At 69.1% G+C, this 21,566-nt stretch carries 17 protein-coding genes; 12 read left to right on the top strand and 5 right to left on the bottom strand.

The window, feature by feature from the left end; all coding sequences use genetic code 11:
- Window positions 1-11: 11 nt before the first annotated feature.
- Window positions 12-1,283, bottom strand: a complete 1,272-nt coding sequence (locus MMB92_RS28335; RefSeq protein WP_277563099.1) for an MFS transporter — start codon at window positions 1,281-1,283, stop codon at window positions 12-14.
- Window positions 1,284-1,389: 106 nt separating this feature from the next.
- Between MMB92_RS28335 and MMB92_RS28340 the strand changes: the two genes are divergently transcribed.
- The 3 genes from MMB92_RS28340 (at window position 1,390) to MMB92_RS28350 (ending at window position 3,146) form a co-directional block, all read left to right on the top strand.
- On the top strand, window positions 1,390-2,442 hold the full coding sequence (locus MMB92_RS28340) for a LysR substrate-binding domain-containing protein (protein ID WP_034178329.1): 1,053 nt from the start codon (window positions 1,390-1,392) through the stop codon (window positions 2,440-2,442).
- Between the two features lie 114 nt (window positions 2,443-2,556).
- Window positions 2,557-2,766, top strand: coding sequence for a hypothetical protein (locus MMB92_RS28345; protein ID WP_006484075.1), 210 nt, complete (start codon window positions 2,557-2,559; stop codon window positions 2,764-2,766).
- Window positions 2,766-3,146, top strand: a complete 381-nt coding sequence (locus tag MMB92_RS28350; protein ID WP_277563100.1) for a type II toxin-antitoxin system VapC family toxin — start codon at window positions 2,766-2,768, stop codon at window positions 3,144-3,146. Before MMB92_RS28345 ends, MMB92_RS28350 begins: the two co-directional genes overlap by 1 nt.
- 56 nt (window positions 3,147-3,202) lie before the next feature.
- Here MMB92_RS28350 and dapA read toward each other — a convergent pair whose 3' ends face one another.
- Window positions 3,203-4,096 carry a 4-hydroxy-tetrahydrodipicolinate synthase gene (dapA, locus tag MMB92_RS28355; protein ID WP_006495455.1) on the bottom strand — a complete coding sequence of 298 codons (894 nt, stop codon included), beginning with the start codon at window positions 4,094-4,096 and terminating at the stop codon, window positions 3,203-3,205.
- Between the two features lie 451 nt (window positions 4,097-4,547).
- Between dapA and MMB92_RS28360 the strand changes: the two genes are divergently transcribed.
- Both MMB92_RS28360 and MMB92_RS28365 read left to right on the top strand, forming a co-directional pair.
- Window positions 4,548-5,567, top strand: a complete 1,020-nt coding sequence (locus tag MMB92_RS28360; protein ID WP_006484066.1) for a sulfate ABC transporter substrate-binding protein — start codon at window positions 4,548-4,550, stop codon at window positions 5,565-5,567.
- Between the two features lie 165 nt (window positions 5,568-5,732).
- Window positions 5,733-6,701, top strand: coding sequence for an ion channel (locus MMB92_RS28365; RefSeq protein ID WP_006484077.1), 969 nt, complete (start codon window positions 5,733-5,735; stop codon window positions 6,699-6,701).
- A gap of 32 nt (window positions 6,702-6,733) precedes the next feature.
- Here MMB92_RS28365 and MMB92_RS28370 read toward each other — a convergent pair whose 3' ends face one another.
- A complete protein-coding gene (locus tag MMB92_RS28370) occupies window positions 6,734-7,348 on the bottom strand; it encodes a glutathione S-transferase (RefSeq protein WP_277563101.1) in 615 nt (204 codons plus the stop codon).
- A gap of 354 nt (window positions 7,349-7,702) precedes the next feature.
- Here MMB92_RS28370 and MMB92_RS28375 point away from each other — a divergent pair, with 354 nt between their 5' ends.
- Window positions 7,703-8,260 carry a DapH/DapD/GlmU-related protein gene (locus MMB92_RS28375; protein ID WP_048984858.1) on the top strand — a complete coding sequence of 186 codons (558 nt, stop codon included), beginning with the start codon at window positions 7,703-7,705 and terminating at the stop codon, window positions 8,258-8,260.
- 1,725 nt (window positions 8,261-9,985) lie between these two features.
- Window positions 9,986-13,558 carry an indolepyruvate ferredoxin oxidoreductase family protein gene (locus MMB92_RS28380; protein ID WP_062884282.1) on the top strand — a complete coding sequence of 1,191 codons (3,573 nt, stop codon included), beginning with the start codon at window positions 9,986-9,988 and terminating at the stop codon, window positions 13,556-13,558.
- 92 nt (window positions 13,559-13,650) lie between these two features.
- Here MMB92_RS28380 and MMB92_RS28385 read toward each other — a convergent pair whose 3' ends face one another.
- Window positions 13,651-15,318 carry a Na+/H+ antiporter gene (locus tag MMB92_RS28385; RefSeq protein WP_277563102.1) on the bottom strand — a complete coding sequence of 556 codons (1,668 nt, stop codon included), beginning with the start codon at window positions 15,316-15,318 and terminating at the stop codon, window positions 13,651-13,653.
- A 308-nt stretch (window positions 15,319-15,626) separates the two neighbouring features.
- Here MMB92_RS28385 and MMB92_RS28390 point away from each other — a divergent pair, with 308 nt between their 5' ends.
- The 5 genes from MMB92_RS28390 to MMB92_RS28410 all read left to right on the top strand — a co-directional run bounded on the left by MMB92_RS28390 (window position 15,627) and on the right by MMB92_RS28410 (window position 19,842).
- The gene (locus MMB92_RS28390) at window positions 15,627-16,913 is read left to right on the top strand and encodes an EAL domain-containing protein (RefSeq protein ID WP_006484063.1); all 1,287 of its coding nucleotides are present in this window, start codon (window positions 15,627-15,629) and stop codon (window positions 16,911-16,913) included.
- A 156-nt stretch (window positions 16,914-17,069) separates the two neighbouring features.
- Window positions 17,070-17,456 carry a hypothetical protein gene (locus tag MMB92_RS28395; protein ID WP_077189569.1) on the top strand — a complete coding sequence of 129 codons (387 nt, stop codon included), beginning with the start codon at window positions 17,070-17,072 and terminating at the stop codon, window positions 17,454-17,456.
- A complete protein-coding gene (locus MMB92_RS28400) occupies window positions 17,453-17,857 on the top strand; it encodes a hypothetical protein (RefSeq protein WP_277563103.1) in 405 nt (134 codons plus the stop codon). The genes MMB92_RS28395 and MMB92_RS28400 overlap by 4 nt, the downstream gene beginning before the upstream one ends.
- A gap of 109 nt (window positions 17,858-17,966) precedes the next feature.
- Complete coding sequence (locus tag MMB92_RS28405; protein ID WP_006495447.1) at window positions 17,967-18,692, top strand: copper homeostasis protein CutC; 726 nt, start codon at window positions 17,967-17,969, stop codon at window positions 18,690-18,692.
- Window positions 18,693-18,753: 61 nt separating this feature from the next.
- On the top strand, window positions 18,754-19,842 hold the full coding sequence (locus MMB92_RS28410; RefSeq protein WP_125332961.1) for a suppressor of fused domain protein: 1,089 nt from the start codon (window positions 18,754-18,756) through the stop codon (window positions 19,840-19,842).
- 24 nt (window positions 19,843-19,866) lie between these two features.
- Here MMB92_RS28410 and MMB92_RS28415 read toward each other — a convergent pair whose 3' ends face one another.
- Window positions 19,867-21,222: an allantoin permease gene (locus MMB92_RS28415; RefSeq protein ID WP_006484074.1), complete on the bottom strand. Its 1,356-nt coding sequence runs from the start codon at window positions 21,220-21,222 to the stop codon at window positions 19,867-19,869.
- Window positions 21,223-21,566: the final 344 nt, after the last annotated feature.

Here is a 21,566-nt window from a genome sequence, read left to right on the forward strand (position 1 = left end):
ACGGGCGGTGGTTATTTCGCCGCGAACAGCGGATAGGTCGCGCCCGCGACCAGCGCGGCCGCGAGCCACACCACGCTCCACGAACTCGCGGCGAGCAGCGGCGGAATCGCGAGCGGCGTCGCGAACAGTCCGAGGTAGACGATCGTGTTCGCCATCCCGAGCGCGGTGCCCGCGTGGTCCGCGCCCGCGAGCGTCGCGAGCTCCGTGTACGCGACGCCATGCCACGCCGACACGCAGATGCCGGCGAACACGAGAATCGCGACGATCGCGGCGAGCGGCACATGCGGGCTGCCGGCCGTCGCCGCCGCGAGCAGCGTGAACGACCCGGCCGCGACGAACACGGAGCCGCGCAGGTACGCGCGTCGATTGCCGTGCCGGTCGGTATGGCGGCCGCTCCACACCCGCATCACCATCGCGCCGAGCTGCAGCGCGACCATCGCCGCGCTGATGCCGGCCAGGCCGAGCCGGCCGAAGTCGTGCAGGAACACCGTCGCGAACGTGAGCACCGCGAATTGCGGCGCGCACAGCAGGCCGATGCCGAGCACGATGCGCCACACGGGGCCGCTCGCGAGCGGGTTGCGCGCGTGGCCGGCGGTCGGTGGCCGTTGGGCGATGCGGCGCGTCGCGACGGGCGCCGCGGCCGGCTCGGCAGGCGGTTCGTGCAGCCAGCGCCAGGTGAGCGCGGCCGATCCCGCGCACAGCAGCATCAGCGCCCCGAACACCGCGGCGAAGCCGGCATGCGACGCGAGCGACGGCAGCAGCGCCGCGCCGAGACCGCCGCCGAGCGGCACGGCCGTCTGGCGGATGCTCATCGCGAGCCCGCGTTCGCGCTCGCCGAACCAGCGCATCACCGCGCGTCCGCTTGAGCCGTTGACGCTGCCGCCGAGCAGGCCGATGCAGCACATGGCCGCGACGACCCGCATCAGCGGCGGCGCCGCGTGCGCGGTCGGGACGACCGTGCCCACCATCAGCGCGAGCATCGCGGCCGTCGCGACGAGCCCGGTCAGCAGCACGCGGCGGTCGCCGAAGCGGTCGGCGGCGATGCCCCACGGCAGCTCGGACAGCGCGACGCCGAAGCCGAGCGCGCCGAGCACGAGGCCGAGCGCGCCGTTGTCGAGGTGATAGGCCGAGCGCATCCACACGGCCGTGGTCGGAATGCCGGCCGCGGCGGCCGAAAAGCTCATGTTCGCGGCGACGCCGGCGGCCAGCACGCGCCAGCGATGGGCCGGCCCGCGCACGTCGCGGGCTGGCGAAGCAGGAGAAACGATGCACGAAGTGTCCATGACGGCAGGCCCGGTTCGAAGTTGACGTCCATAGTCTGGCGGCCTACATTCATCCTGAAAATCGGAAAGTTTTTGATGAATCGTTCGATGAAACAGGATGGTTGAAATGCCTGGACAAGACCTGCCGCGCGACGGCGGCGAGCCGCTCGCGGGGGCCGATGCCGCGCTGGCGCGGCCCAACTTCGATGTCGCGGCGCTGCGCAGCCTCGTCGCGGGCGTGGATCTCGGCAGTTTCGCCAAGGCGGCCGACCGCGTCGCGCGCTCGTCGTCGGCGGTGAGCGCGCAGATCCGCAAGCTCGAGGAGCAGGCCGGCACGCCGTTGTTCGTGAAGGCCGGACGCGGGCTCGCGCTGACCGACGCCGGCAACGCGATGCTGCACTACGCGCGGCGGATGATCGAGCTGAACGACGAAGCGGCCGCGGCCGTGCGTGGCGTGAATCTCGACGGCTGGGTGCGCGTCGGGTTGCAGGAGGATTTCGGCGAAGCGATCCTGCCCGACGTGCTCGGGCGGTTCGCGCGTGCGCATCCGAAAGTGAAGATCGAGGCGCGCGTGGCGCGCAACGCCGATCTGCTCGACCGGCTCGACGCGAACCAGCTCGATCTGGCGCTCGTGTGGGGCGATCCGGCGTCGGCGGCGCTCGTGTCGCGGGCGGGGATCGACAGCGAAGCGATCGCGCAGGTGCCGATGCAATGGATCGGCGCGGCGGCGGGTGGTGGTGCCGGTGTGCCGGATGGCGGCGGGGATGCCGGCGTGACGGGCCGTGTCGACGAAACCGGCGGTCGCGCCGTGCACGCGACGGGCGAGCCGTTGCCGCTCGTCGTGTTCGACCGGCCGTGCCGGTTCTTCGGCGCGGCGACCGATGCGCTCGACCGCGCGGGGGTGCCGTGGCGCGTCGCGTTCACGACGCCGAGCCTGGCCGGGCTATGGGCGGCCGCGGCGGCCGGCCTCGGGCTGACGGTGCGCTCGCATTACGGGCTGCCCGCGTCGGTGCGCGTGCTCGATGCGGCGTCGTGCGGGCTGCCGGCGCTGCCTGGCCTGCCGCTGATCCTGCTGCGGCGCACGTCGTCGGCGACGCCGACGGTCGACCGGCTTGCACGGATCGTGACGCAGGCGGTGCGGGGGGCGACGGGGGCGGAAGGCGCGGCGTTGGCGGCCTGACGACACGTTCGCGATGGTCACTGCCGGTTATCCGACAGCCCCTCTGCCGATTGGCCGAATGGATCGATCGGGCGAACCTGACTACAGTGATGATCATCTGAAACGGAGGTCATCATGCAAAAAGCGAATGTTCCCGGTGCCGGCGCGATCGATCCTGCGCATCGGACGGATGGTTCGATCCGCAGTGACGGGGAACCCGCCGATCAGTCCGCGCCTGCCTCGCTACCAGTTCGGTTCGGGGTCCTGCAGGGACAGGTCCGGATCGCGGACGACTTCGATGCGCCGCTGCCCGATTATCTGCTGGATGCTTTCGAAGGACGGTGATGCGCCTGTTGCTCGATACGCACATCTTCCTGTGGATCGCGACCAACGATCCGAGGCTCAGCACGCGTGCGCGCAGACTGATCTCGGCTGCTGACGAACGCTTCGTCAGCAGCGCGAGCATCTGGGAGGCCGCCATCAAGGCCGGCCTTGGGAAGCTCGACATCGACGTTGGCGAGCTGATCCGCGCAATCAGCGCAAGCGGGATTCGCGAATTACCGGTTCGCGCCGTACATGGAGCCGCGGTGCGCGATTTGCCTCATCACCATCGCGATCCTTTCGATCGATTGCTGGTCGCGCAGGCGCGACATGAACCCCTTCGGCTTGTGACGGCCGACGCGCATCTGGCTCGGTATGGCCGGTCCCTGGTTTTGACAGTTTGAAATAATCCGTCGGGGCGGGATTCATCTGCCGCCAGCGCCATGCGTGGCTTAGCGGCCTATGCCGTGGCGACGTCCGGCTCGATTGCTTCGAGCGCCGCGCAAAGCGCGTCCAACCGTGCTCGCAACCCTTCGCTCGCCGGCACGAACGGCAGCCGCAATCCGTCCTCGCACCACCCTTGCGCGGCGAGCACGGCCTTCACCGGCGCCGGGTTCGGTTCCGCGAACAGCGCCGCGACAAGCGGCTGCAGCGCGACCGACAGGCGCCGCGCATCGGCGAGCCGCCCGTCGCGCAGCCATGCGTGAATCCGCACATGCCAGTCGGGCAGCACGTGCGCGCTGCTCGCGATCGCGCCGTGCGCGCCCGCGCACATCGCCGCGAAGTTCTGGTTGTCGTCGCCGGACAGGATCGCGAGCGGCGTGTCGTGCACCAGCCGGCTCATCCGGTCGAGCGTGCCGCCGCATTCCTTGATGCCCGCGACGCGCGGATCGCGGGCGAGCGCCTGCAGCGTGTCCAGTTCGACGTTCACGCCGGTGCGGTACGGGATGTTGTAGACGAGCACCGGCAGGTCGGCCGCGTCGACGATCGCCTCGACATGGCGGCGGATGCCGTCCTGGGTCGGCCGCACGTAGACGGGCGGCGTGACGAGCAGCCCGTCCGGGCGCAGCGCCGCGAGTTCCCGTGCGCGGGCGGCCGCGAAATGCGTCGCGCTCGCGGTCAGCCCGACGACGATCGGCAGCCCGGGCGCCGCGTCGCGCAGCGTCGCGAACACCGCGTCCTGTTCGCGCGCGTCGAGCAGCACGCCTTCGCCGGTCGTCGCACCCGCGACGAAACCCGCGATGCCCGCGGCCGCATAGTGGCGCGCAAGCCGCGCGAGCGCCGCATGGTCGACCTCGCCGTGGTGGAACGGCGTGATGATCGGCAGCCAGATACCTTCGAAACGTGTGTTCATGCAAAACCTCAGGGTGGAAACGGAGTGGGAAGGAACCGTTCCGCCGGCGGCGTGCCGGAGCGAGGCGTGCGTGCAAGGAGAATGAAACGACCTGCGGGCATCCCGTCCGGCATTCGCCTGACGGGACGCGACGTCCCCGTCAGTCGAGGAGTCGTTTTTTCAGTTTCAGCCCGGCCGCGCGCGCACCTGCCGCGACGGCGGCGAGGATCGAGGGCGAGCGCAGGGTAGCGGACATGGATGAACCGTGAATGGGCTGAGCGGCGATCTTAACACCGGAGCGGCGGCGCGCGCGAGCCCCGGCCGCCGCTTAGCAGGATTCGAGATTTGCTTTCCACGACTGATTGGAAAGCGCGCCGCGCCCGGCCGCTAGAATGCCCGCTTACGTTTCGATGACAGCGCGTACGCGTGCGGTCACGCACACTCACCACCACTGGAAACGGGGCATATCACGATGGCAAGCATCAAGGGGATCGGCCGCTGGCTGCACACGGGCGCGGCGGCGGCGCTGGTCGTGGCGGCGACGGCCGCGCACGCGGACACGTCGATCCTGAACGTGTCGTACGACGTGACGCGCGAGTTGTACAAGGACATCAACGCGAGCTTTGCCGCCGCCTACAAGCAGAAGACCGGCGAGACGGTCACGATCAAGCAGTCGCACGGCGCATCGAGCGCACAGGCGCTGTCGGTGCTGCAGGGGCTGCAGGCCGACGTCGTGACGATGAACCAGCCGAACGACATCGACCTGCTCGCCGAGCGCGGCCAGTTGCTGCCGAAGGACTGGCGCGCACGCTTCCCGGACAACAGCTCGCCGTACTCGACGACGATGGTGTTCCTCGTGCGCAAGGGCAACCCGAAGGCGATCAAGGACTGGAGCGATCTCGCGAAGCCGGGCGTCCAGGTGATCATCGCGAACCCGAAGACGTCGGGCAACGGCCGCTATGCGTATCTCGCCGCATGGGGCTTCCAGAAGCAGAAGGGTGCGACCGACCAGCAGGCGCTCGACTTCGAGAAGGCGATCTTCCGCAACGTGCCGGTGCTCGATTCGGGCGGCCGCGGCGCGACGACGACGTTCACGCAGCGCGGCATCGGCGACGTGCTCGTCACGTTCGAGAACGAGGTCGCGCTGATGGACACGGGCGCATCGGGCGCGCAATTCGACGCGGTGTATCCGTCGGCGAGCATCCTCGCGGAGCCGCCCGTCGCCGTCGTCGACAAGGTGGTCGACAAGAAAGGCACGCGCAAGGTCGCGCAGGCGTATCTGGATTACCTGTACACGCCGGAAGCGCAGGAGATCATCGCGCAGCACCATCTGCGCCCGCGCGACGCGGCCGTGCTGAAGAAGCATGCGGCCGAGTTCAAGGCGCTGAAGACGTTCAGCGTCGAGCAGGTCTTCGGCAGCTGGGCGAACGCGCAGAAGACCCATTTCGCCGACGGCGGCACGTTCGACCAGGTGATCGTCGACCGGAAGTGAGCGCGGCGCGCACGACGCGCGCCCTCGCATGACGACGCAGCCGGCCGCTCCCGCGGCCGGCTTTTTTTGTGCCTGCGCGGCGGATTTCCGTTCCGAGCCGGCCCGCATTCCCGGCCGCCGCCGCGCGTGCTACGCTCATCGCCTCCCTGCAACCGGCGCCGCGCGATGAACGTCGATTCGTCCTCCCCAGCCTCCCGCGGCCGTGGCCGCAAGATCTGGTCGGGCACCCGCCCGGTGATCGCGTACGGGATGCCGCCGCTCGGCTGGCGCGACTTCTACCATCGCGCGCTGACGGTGAGCTGGCCGGTGTTCTTCCTGTCGCTTGCGGTGCTGTTCCTGCTGCTCAACGGCGGCTTCGCGACGCTCTATCTGCTCGGCCATGCGCCGATCGCGAACCAGTCGCCGGCGGGCTTCGGCGGCGCGTTCTTCTTCAGCGTCGAGACGCTCGCGACCGTCGGCTACGGCGACATGCATCCGCAGACGGTCTATGCGCACCTCGTCGCGACGTTCGAGATCTTCGTCGGGATGTCGGGCATCGCGCTGGCCACCGGGCTCGTGTTCGCGCGGTTTTCGCGGCCGCAGGCGAAGATCCTGTTCGCGCGCTACGCGATCGTGCGGCCGCTGAACGGCCGGATGACGCTGATGGTGCGCGCCGCGAATGCCCGCCAGAACGTGATTGCCGAGGCGCAGGCGAAACTGCGGCTGATGCGCGTCGAAGGCACGCACGAGGGCTACTCGCTGCGCAAGATTCACGACCTGCCGCTCGTGCGCAGCGAGCATCCGATCTTCCTGCTCGGCTGGAACCTGATGCACGTGATCGACGAGTCGAGCGCGCTGTTCGGCGAGACGCCCGAATCGCTCGCCGCGCGCGACGCGCAATTGCTGATCACGATCGAGGGCTCGGACGAGACCACCGCGCAGGTCATGCAGGCGCGTCATGCGTGGGCGCATGGCGAGATCCGCTGGCGCCACCGCTATGTCGACCTGATGCACGACGAGGACGGCATCACGCACATCGATTACACGCATTTTCACGAAGTCGTGCCGATCGACGTCGACACGGACGAGCGTGGTTCGCCGGGCGTGGTGATCGACGCGGACGCGTCATCGCCGGGGCCGGCCGCGCAGGCGTGATCGAGGGCGGCGGGGCGCCGCCCGTTCGGGCGTCACGCGTGCAGCAGACGCGCCGCTTCGCGCTGTTCGATCGCGACCGCGCGGCGGAACGCGTCGCGGTCCTCGGCGCGCGCGACGTAGTCGCCGAGCACGCCTTCGTGCGGCAGCAGATGTGCGTCGAACGCGATCTTCAGCGTGCTGGCCAGCAGCAGGTCGGCCGTGGTGAAGCGGTCGCCGACGAGCCAGCGGCTGTGGGCGAGCGCTTGCGCGAGCGCGCGCTGCACGCGCGCGATGTTGCCCCAGCCGAACGCGACCGGATTGCCGGACGCGCCGGTGAATTTCTCGGCCATCGCCGGTTCGAGACAGGTCGGTGTGAAGAACATCCACTGAAGGAAACGGCCGCGCAGCGGATCGTCGGGCGCGACGCCGAGCCCGGCGCCCGGGCAACGGTCGGCGAGATAGAGCAGCACGGCGCCCGATTCGGCGAACGGCGCGCTGCCGTCGTCGAGCGCGGGCAGCTTGGCCATCGGGTTGACTTGCACGAACGCATCGCTGCCCTGCTCGTGCGAGCGCAGGTCGATCGGCACGAGTTCGTACACCACACCGAGTTCCTCGAGCATCCACAGCGCCCGGAATGCCCGGGTCTTCGGCCAGTAGTAGAGCTTCATCGCGCCTCCGCGTTTGGGTGCTGCTGTCGATCCGGTGGATGCTCAAGCGTACCCGAGCGCGGGAGGTTCGGACAGAGGAACCCGGCCAGGGGCGCCGGTCGGTTGCCTGTGCCTGATTCGGTGCGCGGGAGCACGGGTGAACCGGGCGAAATGCCTCGTGAAGCCTTAGGCAATGGAAGTTCAATGAATGACTAGTTATTTATAAACTAGTTATAAAAATCGAGAGGTTTCAACGCAAATCCGCATCGTTACGATGCGCCCGGCCGCATTCCGCCGTACCCGCGCATACTGCAACGCGATCGTCCGGCTGCGACCGGAAACGCGCCGCCGCAATAACGAGGAGACACATCACGCATGACAAACGACGATCGCACCACGTTCGTTCCGCGCAGAACGCCCGAATCGGCGGCCATGGTGGCCGAGGTCAGACGGGCGATGGCGATCACCGCGCGGCTCAACCGCCTGACGTTCGACGATGCGGCCGACGTGCGCGCATTGTTCGGTGAACTGATCGGCACGCAGGTCGACGACGGCTTTGTGCTGATCCCGCCGTTCCATGCGACCGGCGGCACCGGCATGAAGCTCGGGCGCAACGTGTTCGTCAACCAGAACTGCACGTTCTACGATCTGGGCGGACTCGAGATCGGCGACGACGTGATGATCGGCCCGAACGTCAGCCTGATCACGTCCGGTCATCCGGTCGAACCTTCGCGGCGGCGCGATGGCGTGGTCGCGAAGCCGATCGTGATCGAACGCAACGTGTGGATCGGCGCGGGCGCGACGATCATCGGCGGCGTGACGATCGGCGAGAACGCGGTCGTCGCGGCCGCGGCCGTCGTCACCCGGGACGTGCCGCCGAATACGCTGGTCGGCGGCAATCCGGCGAAGGTCATCCGGTCGATTGCCGAATAACGTCGTCCGGGCGCGCGTGCCGGTGCGGTGAGGCGTCGTCGAACGGATGTGGACAACCCGTCGCCCCAGCCACTCGAAACGCTGTGCATCTGAACGGTGAGCGTGCCGCCGAGGCCGCCCGGACAAGCCCTCCGGGCTTTCCGCTGCTTTCGTCCAACCACGCATCCGCCGAACGGCGGATGAAAATCCGGTCGCGTACGGGTTGTGGATATCCGCGCCGCGAAACGACTCGGCGCGCTGTGGTTTTCACAGGTGAGGGTGACCGGATGCGGCGCGATAGATGACGCAGGTTGTGGACAACTCGCGGCAAGACGAAGCGAAACGCTGTGAAATTCGATGGTGAGTGTCGCGCCCGATCACGCGGGGCGCCTGCACCGGCGCGGGTTTCGCGCCGTTTGCCGCGGTTCGGCGCGCCGCGCATTCTAGCCGACTGTCGCGAGCGCGTGACTGCCGCATACGTGCCCGGGGACGTATGCATCCGGCTCCGGCCCCAATCGAAGGGCTGTGCATTCTAACGGTGAGCGCCGGCGCGTGGTTCGCAACATGCGGGTTTCGGTGCGCGTCTTCGCCTGTTCGCGGGACTCGACGCATCGTGTAACCCAACGGTGAATCTGGACCCTTGATCTGCGCGCAGCGCGCGAAGAAGCAGCCGCTCGACCGATGAAGCCACGCGAAGCACCGTCCGTGTCACCCTTGGACGCGAGGTTGCGAGCGAGGCGTCTACGCATTCCCGTGTGGATATCCGGCCGCCGAAACGACTCTCGCCACTGTGACTTTCGACGGTGAGCATCGGCGCTTCGTCGGGCGCGGTGCCGCTTCCGGTACGGATTGCCGGTCGCCGATGGGTTTCGACGCGTGCATCCTCCGTCGATCCAGGCACATTCGTCCATGTGGATATCCGGTTCCCGGGACCACTCGAAGCGCTGTGTTTTTCGACGGTGAGGGTGCGCGCCAGGCCGGCGGGCAACGCTGGTCCGGGCGTGGACAACTGTCGCGGCAACCACTCGAAGTCCTGTGTATTTCAACGGTGAGGGTGAAGCGATAGTCCCTCGACCGGCGTATTCCGGCGCGACCGTCCGCCGGACGGACGTACTCGCGGGCCTGTGTATCCGACCGGTGAGGGCGAGCAGCCGAGCGACGAAATGCGCGGGCTCCAATGTGGATATCCGCCCACAAACCGACTCGCCGCGCTGTGAATTTCAACGGTGAGCGTCGGCCTCCGAGCGCTCTGCATGCCGATTCCGGAGGTGGACATCCCGCCCCCGACGCCACTCGAAACGCTGTGCAATCGAACGGTGAGCGCGCTTGCCCGACCGGCCGAAGGACGCGTCGTTGTGGACATCCGCCGCCACCGACCAGTCGGAACGCTGTGTATTTCGACGGTGAGCGTGACGTCCCGATGCCGCCGAAACCCTTGCCGCTCGGGGTTCGAGCGCCCTCCACCCGGCTGGCGGCGAGCGTTGCGGCACGCACCGGCTTTTCTGCCGAACCACTCGACCGCCCTGACGCGCCGCCTGTCACGCTCCCGCCACCCGCGCGAAAACTCTCTCAAATCACGGCAAAAAGCTGCGCAGTTTTTCTCGCCACGGGCCGGTCCGCGCAAGATGAGAAAAAACATTCTCGCCGGCGCGCGAAAAAATAGAGCCATTCGCTGCCGGCACCCGCGCGTCATCCGACGCTCCGCCGCGCACGGCCCAGAACAGCACAATCCGGAGACATCCCCTCATGACCGCCCGCCTGCCCGTCGACGGCACGCCTGCCCTGTCCGACTACCGCCTGACCGATAACCTGACCGCGACGCGCGGCCGGATCTTCCTGACCGGCACGCAGGCGCTGATTCGCCTGCTGCTGATGCAGCGCACGGTCGACACCGAACAGGGGCTCAACACGGCCGGTTTCGTCAGCGGCTATCGCGGCTCGCCGCTCGGCATGGTCGACCAGCAGCTGTGGAAGGCGAAGAAACTGCTCGACACCAGCGGCGTGCGCTTCCTGCCGGCGATCAACGAGGAACTCGGCGGCACGGCCGTGCTCGGCACGCAGCGGGTCGAGGCCGACCCCGAGCGCACGGTCGAGGGCGTGTATGCGATGTGGTACGGCAAGGGCCCGGGCGTCGATCGCGCGGGCGACGCGCTGAAGCACGGCAACGCGTACGGTTCGTCGCCGCACGGCGGCGTGCTGGTCGTCGCGGGCGACGACCATGGCTGCGTGTCGTCGTCGATGCCGCACCAGAGCGACTTCGCGATGATGGCGTGGCACATGCCGGTCGTGAACCCGTCGAACATCGCCGACATGCTCGAATTCGGCCTGTACGGCTGGGCGCTGTCGCGCTACTCGGGCGCGTGGGTCGGCTTCAAGGCGATCTCGGAAACGGTCGAGTCGGGCTCCACCGTCGACCTCGATGCGTTGCAGACGCGCTGGCCGGCGCCGGCCGGCTTCACGCCGCCGGCGGGCGGCCTGCACAACCGCTGGCCCGACCTGCCGAGCCTCACGATCGAGGCGCGCCTCGCCGCGAAGCTCGACGCGGTCCGCCATTTCGCGCGCGCCAACAGCATCGACAAATGGATCGCGCCGAGCACCCACGCGAACGTCGGCATCGTCACCTGCGGCAAGGCGCACCTCGACCTGATGGAGGCGCTGCGCCGCCTCGACCTGACGGTCGCCGATCTCGACGCGGCCGGCGTGCGGATCTACAAGGTCGGCCTGTCGTATCCGCTCGAAATGACGCGGCTCGAGACCTTCGTCGACGGGCTGGCCGAAGTGCTGGTGATCGAGGAGAAGGGCCCGGTCATCGAGCAGCAGATCAAGGACTACCTGTACAACCGCACCGAAGGCGCGCGCCCGCGCGTGCTCGGCAAGCACGACGCGGCCGGCGGGTGCCTGCTGTCGGAGCTGGGCGAGCTGCGCCCGTCGCGCATCCTGCCGGTGTTCGCCGACTGGCTCGCGCGGCACAAGCCGGCGCTCGACCGTCGCGAGCGCGTCGTCGATCTCGTCGCGCCGCAGATCCTGTCGAACGAGGCCGACGCGGTGAAGCGCACGCCGTACTTCTGCTCGGGTTGCCCGCACAACACGTCGACGAAGGTGCCCGAAGGCTCGATCGCGCAGGCCGGCATCGGCTGCCACTTCATGGCGTCGTGGATGGAGCGCGACACGACGGGCCTGATCCAGATGGGCGGCGAGGGCGTCGACTGGGCCGCACACGCGATGTTCACGAACACGAAGCACGTGTTCCAGAACCTCGGCGACGGCACCTACTTCCACTCGGGCATCCTCGCGATCCGCCAGGCGGTCGCCGCGAAAGCGAACATCACGTACAAGATCCTCTACAACGACGCGGTCGCGATGACGGGCGGCCAGCCGGTCGACGGCAGCATCTCGGTGCCGCAGATCGCGCGGCAGGTCGAGGCGGAAGGCGTGTCGCGCTTCGTCGTGGTGTCCGACGAACCGGAGAAGTACGACGGCCATCACGGGCAGTTCCCGACGGGCACGACGTTCCATCACCGCAGCGAACTCGATGCGGTGCAGCGCGAATTGCGCGAGACGCCGGGCGTCACCGTGCTGATCTACGACCAGACCTGCGCGGCGGAGAAGCGCCGCCGCCGCAAGAAAGGCGAATTCCCCGACCCGGACAAGCGCCTGTTCATCAACGACGCGGTCTGCGAAGGCTGCGGCGACTGCGGCGTGCAGTCGAACTGCCTGTCGGTCGAGCCGCTCGAGACGCCGCTCGGCCGCAAGCGCCGCATCGACCAGTCGTCGTGCAACAAGGACTATTCGTGCGTGAACGGCTTCTGCCCGAGCTTCGTGACGGTCGAAGGCGCGGCGCTGAAGAAGGCCGCCGGCGCCGCGTTCGACGAAGCGGCGCTCGCCGCGCGCGTCGACGCGCTGCCGGTGCCGGCGACGCATCTGGATGCCGCGCCGTTCGACATGCTCGTGACGGGCGTGGGCGGCACCGGCGTCGTGACGGTCGGCGCGCTGATCAGCATGGCCGCGCATCTCGAAGGCAAGAGCGCGTCGGTGCTCGACTTCATGGGCTTCGCGCAGAAGGGCGGCTCGGTGCTGTCGTTCGTGCGGATCGCGTCGAGCGACCGCTGGCTGAACCAGGTGCGCATCGACACGCAGCAGGCCGACGTGCTGCTCGCATGCGACATGGTGGTCGGCGCGAGCGCCGAGGCGCTGCAGACGGTGCGTCACGAGCGTTCGCGGATCGTCGTCAACACGCACCGGATCCCGAACGCGTCGTTCGTGCAGAACCCCGACGCGAACCTGCATGCGGACGCACTGCTCGAGAAGATGCGCCACGCGGCCGGCGACGGCTACCTGTCGAGCTGCGACGCGCAGGCGCTCGCCGCGAAGTTCCTCGGCGATTCGATCGGCGCGAACATCCTGATGCTCGGCTACGCGTGGCAGCTCGGCCTCGTGCCGGTGTCGCTCGCCGCGATGATGCGCGCGATCGAGCTGAACAACGTCGCGGTGCCGATGAACAAGCTCGCGTTCTCGATCGGCCGGATGGCGGCCGGCGACGCGGCGGGCCTCGATGCGTTGTGGAACGCGCGCCATACGGTGGCCGTCCATGCCGCGCCGGAGACGCTCGCCGAGCTGATCGCCGATCGCGAGGCGCGCCTCGACGCCTACGGCGGCGCGCGCTACGTCGAGCGCTACCGGGCGCTGGTGAGTGCGGCGCGCGCGAAGGGCGACGACACGCTGACGCGCGCGGTCGCGACGACGTTCTACCGGTTGCTCGCGGTGAAGGACGAATACGAAGTCGCGCGGCTGTACACGGACGACGCGTTCCGCACCGCGCTCGAAGCGCAGTTCGAAGGCGTGCCGGGGCAGGCGTACCGCGTGAAGTTCAACCTCGCGCCGCCGACGGTCGCGAAGGCCGGCAGCGACGGCAGCACGCCGAAGAAGCGCGTGTTCGGCCAGTGGATGTGGCCGGTGCTCGGCCTACTGGCGCGCGTGCGCAGCCTGCGCGGCACGTGGCTCGATCCGTTCGGCCGCACCGTCGAGCGCAAGATGGAGCGCGCGCTGGCCGACGACTACGAGACCACGCTCACGCGTGCGTTCGCCGCGATGACCCCCGGCAATGCGGCGCAGGTCGCGCAACTGGCCGACCTGCACGCCCGCGTGCGCGGCTTCGGTCACGTGAAGGTGCGCAACCTGGCCGGCGTGAAGCGCGCGGAACGCGAGCTCGCGTTGCAGCTCGGCATCGACGCGGCGACGAGCGCGGCCGTGCAGCACGCGCTCGACGAGATGAAGGGTGCGGGGATGCTGAAGGGGATTCCGGTCGTCGTCGCGAAGTAACGCGAACGCGAGTGGATGCGAAAACGGCGACGCGGGTGCGTCGCCGTTTTTTCATGCATGCCGGTTGCCGCGCGCAGGCCGTTGCAAGCCCGTCAAAGAATGCCTTTCTTGCGCGTCGACAGCGCGGTTTCCGACAGGTCGATCTCGCGAATCAGCTTCGTCAGCGTCTCGTCGGAAATCTTGCTGTCGCTGCGCAGCCGGTACAGCGCCGAGCGCTCCGCGCGCACGGCCGCGATCCGCATCTGCAGCTCCATCGTTTCGGCCTGCTTCGCTTCCGCGCGCGGCGTGGGGCCGTCCTCGGCCAGCGCGGCGAGCCGGCGGCGATACTGGTCCATCACGCGTGCGGAGATGTCCGCGCAGCGCGCCGCGCCCGATTCGTCGAGATCGGCCGAAATCGCGTCGTGCGACGAATCGATCGCGCGGATCGCGGCCTGCGCGGCGGCCGAGCGCGCGATGCGCTCCTCGTCGCCGAGCGGGTTGCGCGACGAGCGCACGCCGCGCAGCAGCAGCGGCAGGCCGATCACCGCGACGATCAGCGAGCCGAGGATCACGGCCGACGCGATGAAGATCGCGGTGTCGCGGCCGGGCAGCGGCGCGCCGTCGGACAGCGCGACCGGGATCGACAGCACGCCGGCGAGCGTGACCGCGCCGCGCACGCCGCCGACCGTCATCACCGCGATCGTGCGTACGCCGGCCATCGTGCCGGCGAGGCCCTGGCGCGCGGCGCGGCGGCTCGCGAACCAGCGCAGCAGCCATACCCACAGGAAGCGGATCGCATACAGCGCGAGCATCATCGCGCACACGTTGAAGATCATGCGGCCGACCAGCGCGTCGCTCGTATGGTGCGCGTCGACGAGCGCGCGGCCGATGATGTGCGGCAACTGCAGCCCGAGCATGATGAACACCATGCCGTTGAACACGAACTCGATCATCGCCCACGTGCTTTCGGCGCGCACGCGCGACGCGACGGTGCTTTTGCGCGAGAAGCTCGTGTAATTCATCATCATCCCGGCCGACACGGCCGCGAGCACGCCCGACAGGTCGAGGTGCTCGGCGAACAGGTAGGCCGCGAACGGCACCAGCAGCGTCATCACGATGCCGGGCGCCGGGTCGCCTTCCTGTTCGGCGTTCAGGAAGCGTGTCGACAGCGCGCTGAACAGCCAGGACACGATCGCGCCCGTCGCGAGCCCGCCGGCCGCGACGATCACGAACGTGACCGACGCGGCGCGCAGCGAGAACACGCCGGTCAGCGCGGCCGCGATCGCGAACTTCAGCGCGACGAGGCCCGACGCGTCGTTCATCAGCGCCTCGCCTTCGAGGATGTGCATCAGTTGCGGCGGGATGCGACCCTTGCCGGCGATGCCCGACAGCGCGACCGCATCGGTCGGCGACAGCACGGCCGCGAGCGCGAACGCGATCGGCAGCGGTAACTCGGGAACCAGCCAGTGGGCGAAGTAGCCCACTGCGAGTACCGTCATGAACACGAGCCCGAACGCGAGCATCAGGATCGCGCGGCGCTGCAGGTATAGCTCGCGTTTCGGAATCCGCCAGCCGTCCGCGAACAGCAGCGGCGGAATGAACAGCAGCATGAAGATCTCGGGATCGAACGTGACGTGCAGGTTCAGCTTCGGCCACGCGAGCATCGCGCCGAACGCGATCTGCATCAGCGGCAGCGGCAGTTGCAACGGCAGGAGGCGCGTGACGGCGCCGGACAGCGCGACGGTCAGCAGCAGAATGAGGACGGTGAAGACGATTTCCATCGATACGGCGGATAGGCAGAATGAAACGATCGTACGGAGTGTAGCGTGCCGACGTGACGGATGCGCTCGAACGGGCGGTGCGTGCGCACGGAAATGGTGCATCGACGGCGCGCCACGGTGGTGCGGCAGCCCGGCGCGACCCTGCGGCGCACGGCTCATGCGCACCTTGCACGGAGCTTGCTTGAGGGAGAGCAGCCGCCCGGCCCGCGCCGGGCAACCGAGGGTCCAACCATGACATTGCGCGCGCCGTCCCGGTCGTCGTCCGTGACGCCGGACGGCGCGTTCGAGTGCATCACCAGGAGAAGGGCATGACGATCGTGCAACAGGAGCGTCCGGCCGCCGCGTCGCCGTACCGGTTCGAGCGGGAGATGAGCTCCGGCTTCGAACGGCTGGCGACGCAGCACCGCGACCTGACGCTCACGACCGTGTTCCAGCCGATATTCAGCCTGTCGCACCAGCGTGCGGTCGGCTACGAGGCGCTGCTGCGCGCGCACGATGCGCTCGACCGCGCCGTGTCGCCGCTCGACGTGTTCGGCGAAGCCGCGCGCCAGGGCGAACTGCTGCAGCTCGACCGGCTCGCGCAGGCGCTGCATCTGGAGAACTTCGCGCTGCTCGGCGCCGAGCGCGAGTGGCTGTTTCTCAACGTCCATCCGGGCGTGCTCACCGACCCGTTCCAGGCGGCCGCGCTGCTCGCGAACCTGAAGCGGCTCGGCATGCCGCCGCGGCGCATCGTGCTCGAAGTGCTCGAACAGCGCGCGGAGGACGTCGAGCGGCTCGCGGAGGCCGTGCGCGCGTTCCGCACGCAGGGTTTCCTGATCGCGCTCGACGATTTCGGCGCGGGCCATTCGAACCTCGAGCGGATCTGGCAGCTGAACCCGGACATCGTGAAGCTCGACCGGATCATGCTGTCGCATGCGGCACATCGCACGGGACTGACCGCGATCCTGCACGGGCTCGTGACGCTGTTGCACGAGGCCGGCAAGCTGGTGCTCGTCGAAGGGATCGAGACCGAGCACGAAGCGCAGATCGCGCTGTCGTGCGAGGCCGATTTCGTGCAGGGCTACTACTTCGGCCGGCCGGCGCCGGGGCTGCCCGACAGCGCGGCCGCGACCGGCTGCATCGGCGAGCTGACCGAGCGCTTTCGTCAGCAGACCGAAGCGCGCGAGCGGCGCGACACGCAGCGGCTCGCGCCGTACCTGCGCGCGTTCGAACGGGCGGCCGAGCGCCTCGAGGCCGGCGAGCCGCTCGACGAGGTGTGCTGGAACTTCCTCGCGCTCGACGCGGCCGCGCGCTGTTTCCTGCTCGATGCGCAGGGCCGGCAGTCGGGCCGCAACGTCGTGCTGCGCGCGGATCGCGCGCTGGCCGAGGCGCGCTTTTCGCCGCTGGCGGACGCGCAGGGCGCGAACTGGCTGCGCCGGCCGTATTTCCGCTCGGCGATCGCCGAACCGGGGCGCGTGCAGGTCACGCGGCCGTACCTGTCGATCAACGAGGCGCAGCCGTGCGTGACGCTGTCGGTGGCCGTGCGTGTCGGCGATGCGCAGCGCGTGCTGTGCGGCGACATCGACTGGGTCGACGACGACGCGCCAGTCGCGTAGCGACGCACGGCGCGCATGCGATGAGCAGCGAGCGGGGCGCGGGGCGGCCGTTGCGTTCACCGCGGGCTTCCCCGACAATGGCGCGACCGCGGCCATCGTGACCGCGCGCGCCGTCCCGGGGGCCACCATGGCGGCGAATAAAAAAGGAAAAAAACCATGAAACGACCGATTTCGCTGACCATCCTCGCGTGGGTCATCATCGTGACCAACGCGATCACCTGCGTGTATACGCCGTTCTCGATCGGCATGCCGACCACCCAGGCGCTGCTGTCGCACTACCTGCTGCCCGTCTGGGCGACGCTCGGCATCAGCGTGATCATCGAAGCCGCGAACGTCGTGATCGGCATCGCGATCCTCAAGGGGCGCGAGTGGTCGCGCAAGGCGTACATCGTGACGTTCGTGTTCGGCATCGCGTTCTCGTTGATCAACATGCCGGCGTCGATGCTCGCGGTGCTGATCCCGGGCGTCCTGCTGTTCGCCGTGTTCGTCTACCTGCTGTTCCGGCGCCCGGCGACTGCGTATTTCAGGCAGACCGTTGCATGAGCGTCGTGCGCAACGCGCTGGCGATCGTGCTGTTCACGATCGCCGGCTTCGGCGTGATGGCCGCGCAGCTGGCCGCGTTCCTGAAAGTCGGCCACGCGGGCGCGACGGTCGTATTCGTCGCCGTGTTGTTCACAGCGTCGGCCGTGCTGCTGGCTGCGGGCGCGTTTGCCGGCGCATTCCGGCCGCGTGCGCGCGGCGCGGGCATCACGCTGCTGGCCGCGGCCGCGACCACCGCGCTCGGGATGATCGGCTGGGGAATGCTCCTGCTCACGCCCGCGATCGTCGACATGATGCAGCAGCAGGGCGCGTACTTCGACGCGCGCATGTTCCGGTTCGTGTCCGGCACCGCGGTGACGGGGTTGTCCGCGCTGGTCGGCGTCTGGCTCGTGCGGCGCGGCTGAAGGACATGGCTGAAATGCGCGACTGAAATACGCGGCCGCCGGCACGCTGGCGTCCGTCACGCGGCTCGGCTAGGATGCGCGAATTATCCAGACGATTCGCGGGCCGCCCATGAACCGACATGCCGCTTCTTCCGTCCTCCTCGAAGTGATCGCCACGACCGTCGGCGATGCCCAGGCCGCCGCCCGCGCGGGCGCCGACCGCCTCGAACTCGTGACTGCGATCACCGAAGGCGGGCTGACGCCGAGCGTCGGCCTGATCGAGGCCGTCGTGGCCGCCGTGCCGATTCCCGTCAACGTGATCGTGCGTCCGCACAGCCGCTCGTTCGTCTATGACGCCGACGACCTGCGCGTGATCGAGCGCGACGTGCGCGCGGCCGTCGCGGCCGGCGCGAACGGCGTCGTGTTCGGCGCGCTCGACTCGCGCGGCGACGTCGATCTCGGCGCGCTGGCCCGGATCGCGGCCGCCGCGGACGGGCGCGCGCTCACGTTTCACCGCGCGTTCGACGTCGCGCGCGATCTGAACGCCGCGTTCGACGCGCTGCTGCGCGTGCCGGCCGTCACGTCCGTGCTGACGTCGGGCGGTCATCCGTCGGTGCTCGACGCGGTTGCGACGATCACGCGGCTCGTGCGGCAGGCGGCGGGCACGACTTGCACGGTGCTGGCCGGCTCGGGGCTCACGATCGACGCGGTCGGCGATTTCGTCCGCGCCACCGGCGTGCGTGCGGTGCATTTCGGCTCGGGCGTGCGGCCGCGCGGCGAGGTGCTGGCGCCCGTCGACGGGCAACGCGTCGAGCGCGTGCGCGCGGCGCTCGACGGCGCGGCGTCGCACGTGTGACGCACGTCCCGACACCGCACGACACAAACACCACACGACATCATCGGGGAGAGCGGGCCACATGACGGACGCCACGCACGACACGCACGACGGCGCGGACGACGATGCCGCGCCCGGCTGGGACGCGATCGACGCCGCGCTCGCGCGCCTTTATCCGGGCCAGGAGCCGAAGCACTACGGCACGCTGGTCAAGTGGCGGCTCGGCGGCCCCGATCCGCTCGACGGGATCAGCGTGTGGCGGCGCGCAGCGCCCGTGCCGCACTGGCATTTCGTCACGTACGGGCTGAGCGAGCTGTATGCGAAGGAGTCGGACGATCCGGCCGCCAGCGGTTTCGGCTTCGAGCTGACGATGCGCGTCGCGTGCGTGGCTGGCGACGACGAGCCGCCGCGCTGGGTGTTCAGCTTCCTGCAGAATCTCGCGCGCTACGTGTTCCAGAGCGGCAACGCGTTCGACGATGGCCACTGGATGACGGCCAACGGCCCGATCACGCTCGATACCGATACGGCGCTCTGCTCGATGGGCTTCGCGTTCGATCCGGAGCTGCCGGCGATCGACACGCCGCACGGCCGTCTCGCGTTCCTGCAGGTCGTCGGGCTGACGCTCGACGAGGAACGCGCCGCGAAGCGCTGGCGCACGCGTGCGCTGCTCGACACGCTGCTGCCGCACATGCCGCTGTGGGTGACCGATCTCGGCCGCGCGTCGCTGCTCGAACGCGCGGACGTGCGCGAGCAGGTCGACGCGGGCACGCAGCGCGACGGCTCGGCGAGCGGTTACCTGTTCACCGACGTGCTCGGCTGGGGCACCCGCAAGCGGCTGCTGCGCGCGCCGGTGATCGAGATCACCGTCGGCGCGCGGCAGGTCGACGAACTCGTCACGCTACTGCCGCTGCGGCTGCCGTTCGACCGGCCGTTTCGCCTCGTCGGTCACGACGGCGCGGTGCGGTTCGTGCGCGGCGACGCGAACGGCGTGAGCGACGAAGACGGCACGCTGACGCTGCGGCTCACCGACGCGACGGTGCAGGCGCTGGCGCGCACGCTGAAGCCGCGCGCCGGCGAGTATGCGATCGACGGGCTCGACGGCGTGCGCTGGCGGGTCGAGCCGACGGTGATCCGCGACGCGCAGGGCCATCCGGTGCAGACGATCGGCTAGGGCCGGCGCCCGAGCCGCGGCGCGTCACGTGTTGCGCACGAACCAGGTCCGCTTCGCGGTGCCGAGCAGCGCGCGATAGACGAGCCACGACACGACGAAGGTGGCCGGCGCCGACAGCGACGCGGCGAACCCGGTCGCCTGATTCAGCGCGAGCCCCGCGAACGCGCCCGCGAACCACGCGGTCAGGCCGCCCGGATTGAACACCGGCACGTGCGCGTCGCGGCATTCGACGTCGTCGCCGACGAGCTGCCCATAGCGCGCCGACAGGATGTGCGCGAGCGCGACGCCGACCCACGCGACGACGAAGATGCCCTGGTACGCGAGCGCTTGCAGGATCCGCGAGAAGATGTCGGCCATCATCAGCGCATAGACGACCGCGCCGACCACGACCGCCCACACGAATTTCGGCGCGCGCAGCCCCGCGACCTTCTGGAAGAACGCCTGCATGTTGACGGTCGCGAGGTAGTAGTTCGCGGTATTGATGCGCGACTGCGTGACCCACACGAACAGCAGCCCCCACACGCCCATCAGCTTCAGCAGCGCGAGCACGACCGACACTTCCGACAGCGTGCCGAGCCCGGGAATCGTGCTGACGAGATAGATGCCGGCCGCGCCGTTGACGAGGAACGTGACGAGGTAGAACGGCATCCCGAAGTTGAAGCGGCCGTGATAGCGGGCGTCGGCCTTGCGGCCGAAGCGCGCGTAGTCGAACGTGAACATCATCAGCACCCATACGCCCATGTAGTAGACGAAGCACTGCCACCAGCCGCCGGCCGGGGCGCCGCCCGCCGGCCCGAAATCGAGCCACGCGGCGTGATAGCCGTACTCGGCCGTCGCGAGCCCGACCGCCGCGAGCAACCCGAACAGGTAGAACGGCAGCAGCACGCCGTTGAACTTGTCGAGCCAGTGCTGCACGCTGCCGAACACGAGCGGCACGCTGTAGCAGACGACGATCAGCGCGGCCCACTTGTAGTCGAGCGCCGGAAACTGGTGATGCGCGGCGACCGCGATCACCGAGCCCTCGAACACCGCGTAGTAGATCGCCGTCGCGAAGAAGATCAGCGTCGCGAGCGCCGCGCCCGCGCTGCCGAACAGCACGCGCGAGAACAGCGCGACCGACAGGCCGGTACGGATCGCGTAGCGGCTGATGATCGAATTGACGATGCCGTACGAAACGACCGACAGCGCCATCCCGATCAGCGCGTTGCGCGCGCCGTAGGTGAGCGCGAGCGTCGCGCCGACGACGATGTAGAACACCGCGCTGCAGACGGCCCACCACGCCATCGTCAGCGCAAAGGGCGGCATGCGTGCGTGATCGGGAATGGCGAGCGTCGACAGGTCGAGATCCTCGTCGGTGCGGGCCTGAGCCAGGTTGGCCATGAGCGTGCTCCTCGATGAGCGAAACAGCGGACGACGTCTGGGCCGCGGCCCATGCGAGCCGCGGGGTTGCCCCGACGTCGGGGCGGGCAACCGGTCCGGCGAAAACGGCGCGCAGGCGTCCCCGCCGCGCCGCGCGCGGCCGCACGGACGGGAAACGGAAGCGAAGGATGAAAACGGATGGCGGCGCACGGCGCCCGGCGCGACGGCCGGGCGCGTGGCGCTTGTATGTTCAGTACTGACCAGTACGGTAAAGTCTGGTGGTAGCCAGACGAGACCGTGCAGTTTGCCCCGCGCTTGGGTGTTGGAGCCCGTGACTGAGTACAAAACGCACGGTTGCCGTGCTG

Source organism: Burkholderia sp. IO2 (assembly GCF_029522185.1).
Classification (GTDB): Bacteria; Pseudomonadota; Gammaproteobacteria; order Burkholderiales; family Burkholderiaceae; genus Burkholderia; species Burkholderia cenocepacia.

Excerpts from the sequence above, each read along its gene's own strand:
- MMB92_RS28335 (WP_277563099.1), bottom strand. The coding sequence starts at position 1,283 with ATGGACACTTCGTGCATCGTTTCTCCTGCTTCGCCAGCCCGCGACGTG.
- MMB92_RS28340 (WP_034178329.1), top strand. The coding sequence starts at position 1,390 with ATGCCTGGACAAGACCTGCCGCGCGACGGCGGCGAGCCGCTCGCGGGG.
- MMB92_RS28345 (WP_006484075.1), top strand. The coding sequence starts at position 2,557 with ATGCAAAAAGCGAATGTTCCCGGTGCCGGCGCGATCGATCCTGCGCAT.
- MMB92_RS28350 (WP_277563100.1), top strand. The coding sequence starts at position 2,766 with ATGCGCCTGTTGCTCGATACGCACATCTTCCTGTGGATCGCGACCAAC.
- dapA (WP_006495455.1), bottom strand. The coding sequence starts at position 4,096 with ATGAACACACGTTTCGAAGGTATCTGGCTGCCGATCATCACGCCGTTC.
- MMB92_RS28360 (WP_006484066.1), top strand. The coding sequence starts at position 4,548 with ATGGCAAGCATCAAGGGGATCGGCCGCTGGCTGCACACGGGCGCGGCG.
- MMB92_RS28365 (WP_006484077.1), top strand. The coding sequence starts at position 5,733 with ATGAACGTCGATTCGTCCTCCCCAGCCTCCCGCGGCCGTGGCCGCAAG.
- MMB92_RS28370 (WP_277563101.1), bottom strand. The coding sequence starts at position 7,348 with ATGAAGCTCTACTACTGGCCGAAGACCCGGGCATTCCGGGCGCTGTGG.
- MMB92_RS28375 (WP_048984858.1), top strand. The coding sequence starts at position 7,703 with ATGACAAACGACGATCGCACCACGTTCGTTCCGCGCAGAACGCCCGAA.
- MMB92_RS28380 (WP_062884282.1), top strand. The coding sequence starts at position 9,986 with ATGACCGCCCGCCTGCCCGTCGACGGCACGCCTGCCCTGTCCGACTAC.
- MMB92_RS28385 (WP_277563102.1), bottom strand. The coding sequence starts at position 15,318 with ATGGAAATCGTCTTCACCGTCCTCATTCTGCTGCTGACCGTCGCGCTG.
- MMB92_RS28390 (WP_006484063.1), top strand. The coding sequence starts at position 15,627 with ATGACGATCGTGCAACAGGAGCGTCCGGCCGCCGCGTCGCCGTACCGG.
- MMB92_RS28395 (WP_077189569.1), top strand. The coding sequence starts at position 17,070 with ATGAAACGACCGATTTCGCTGACCATCCTCGCGTGGGTCATCATCGTG.
- MMB92_RS28400 (WP_277563103.1), top strand. The coding sequence starts at position 17,453 with ATGAGCGTCGTGCGCAACGCGCTGGCGATCGTGCTGTTCACGATCGCC.
- MMB92_RS28405 (WP_006495447.1), top strand. The coding sequence starts at position 17,967 with ATGAACCGACATGCCGCTTCTTCCGTCCTCCTCGAAGTGATCGCCACG.
- MMB92_RS28410 (WP_125332961.1), top strand. The coding sequence starts at position 18,754 with ATGACGGACGCCACGCACGACACGCACGACGGCGCGGACGACGATGCC.
- MMB92_RS28415 (WP_006484074.1), bottom strand. The coding sequence starts at position 21,222 with ATGGCCAACCTGGCTCAGGCCCGCACCGACGAGGATCTCGACCTGTCG.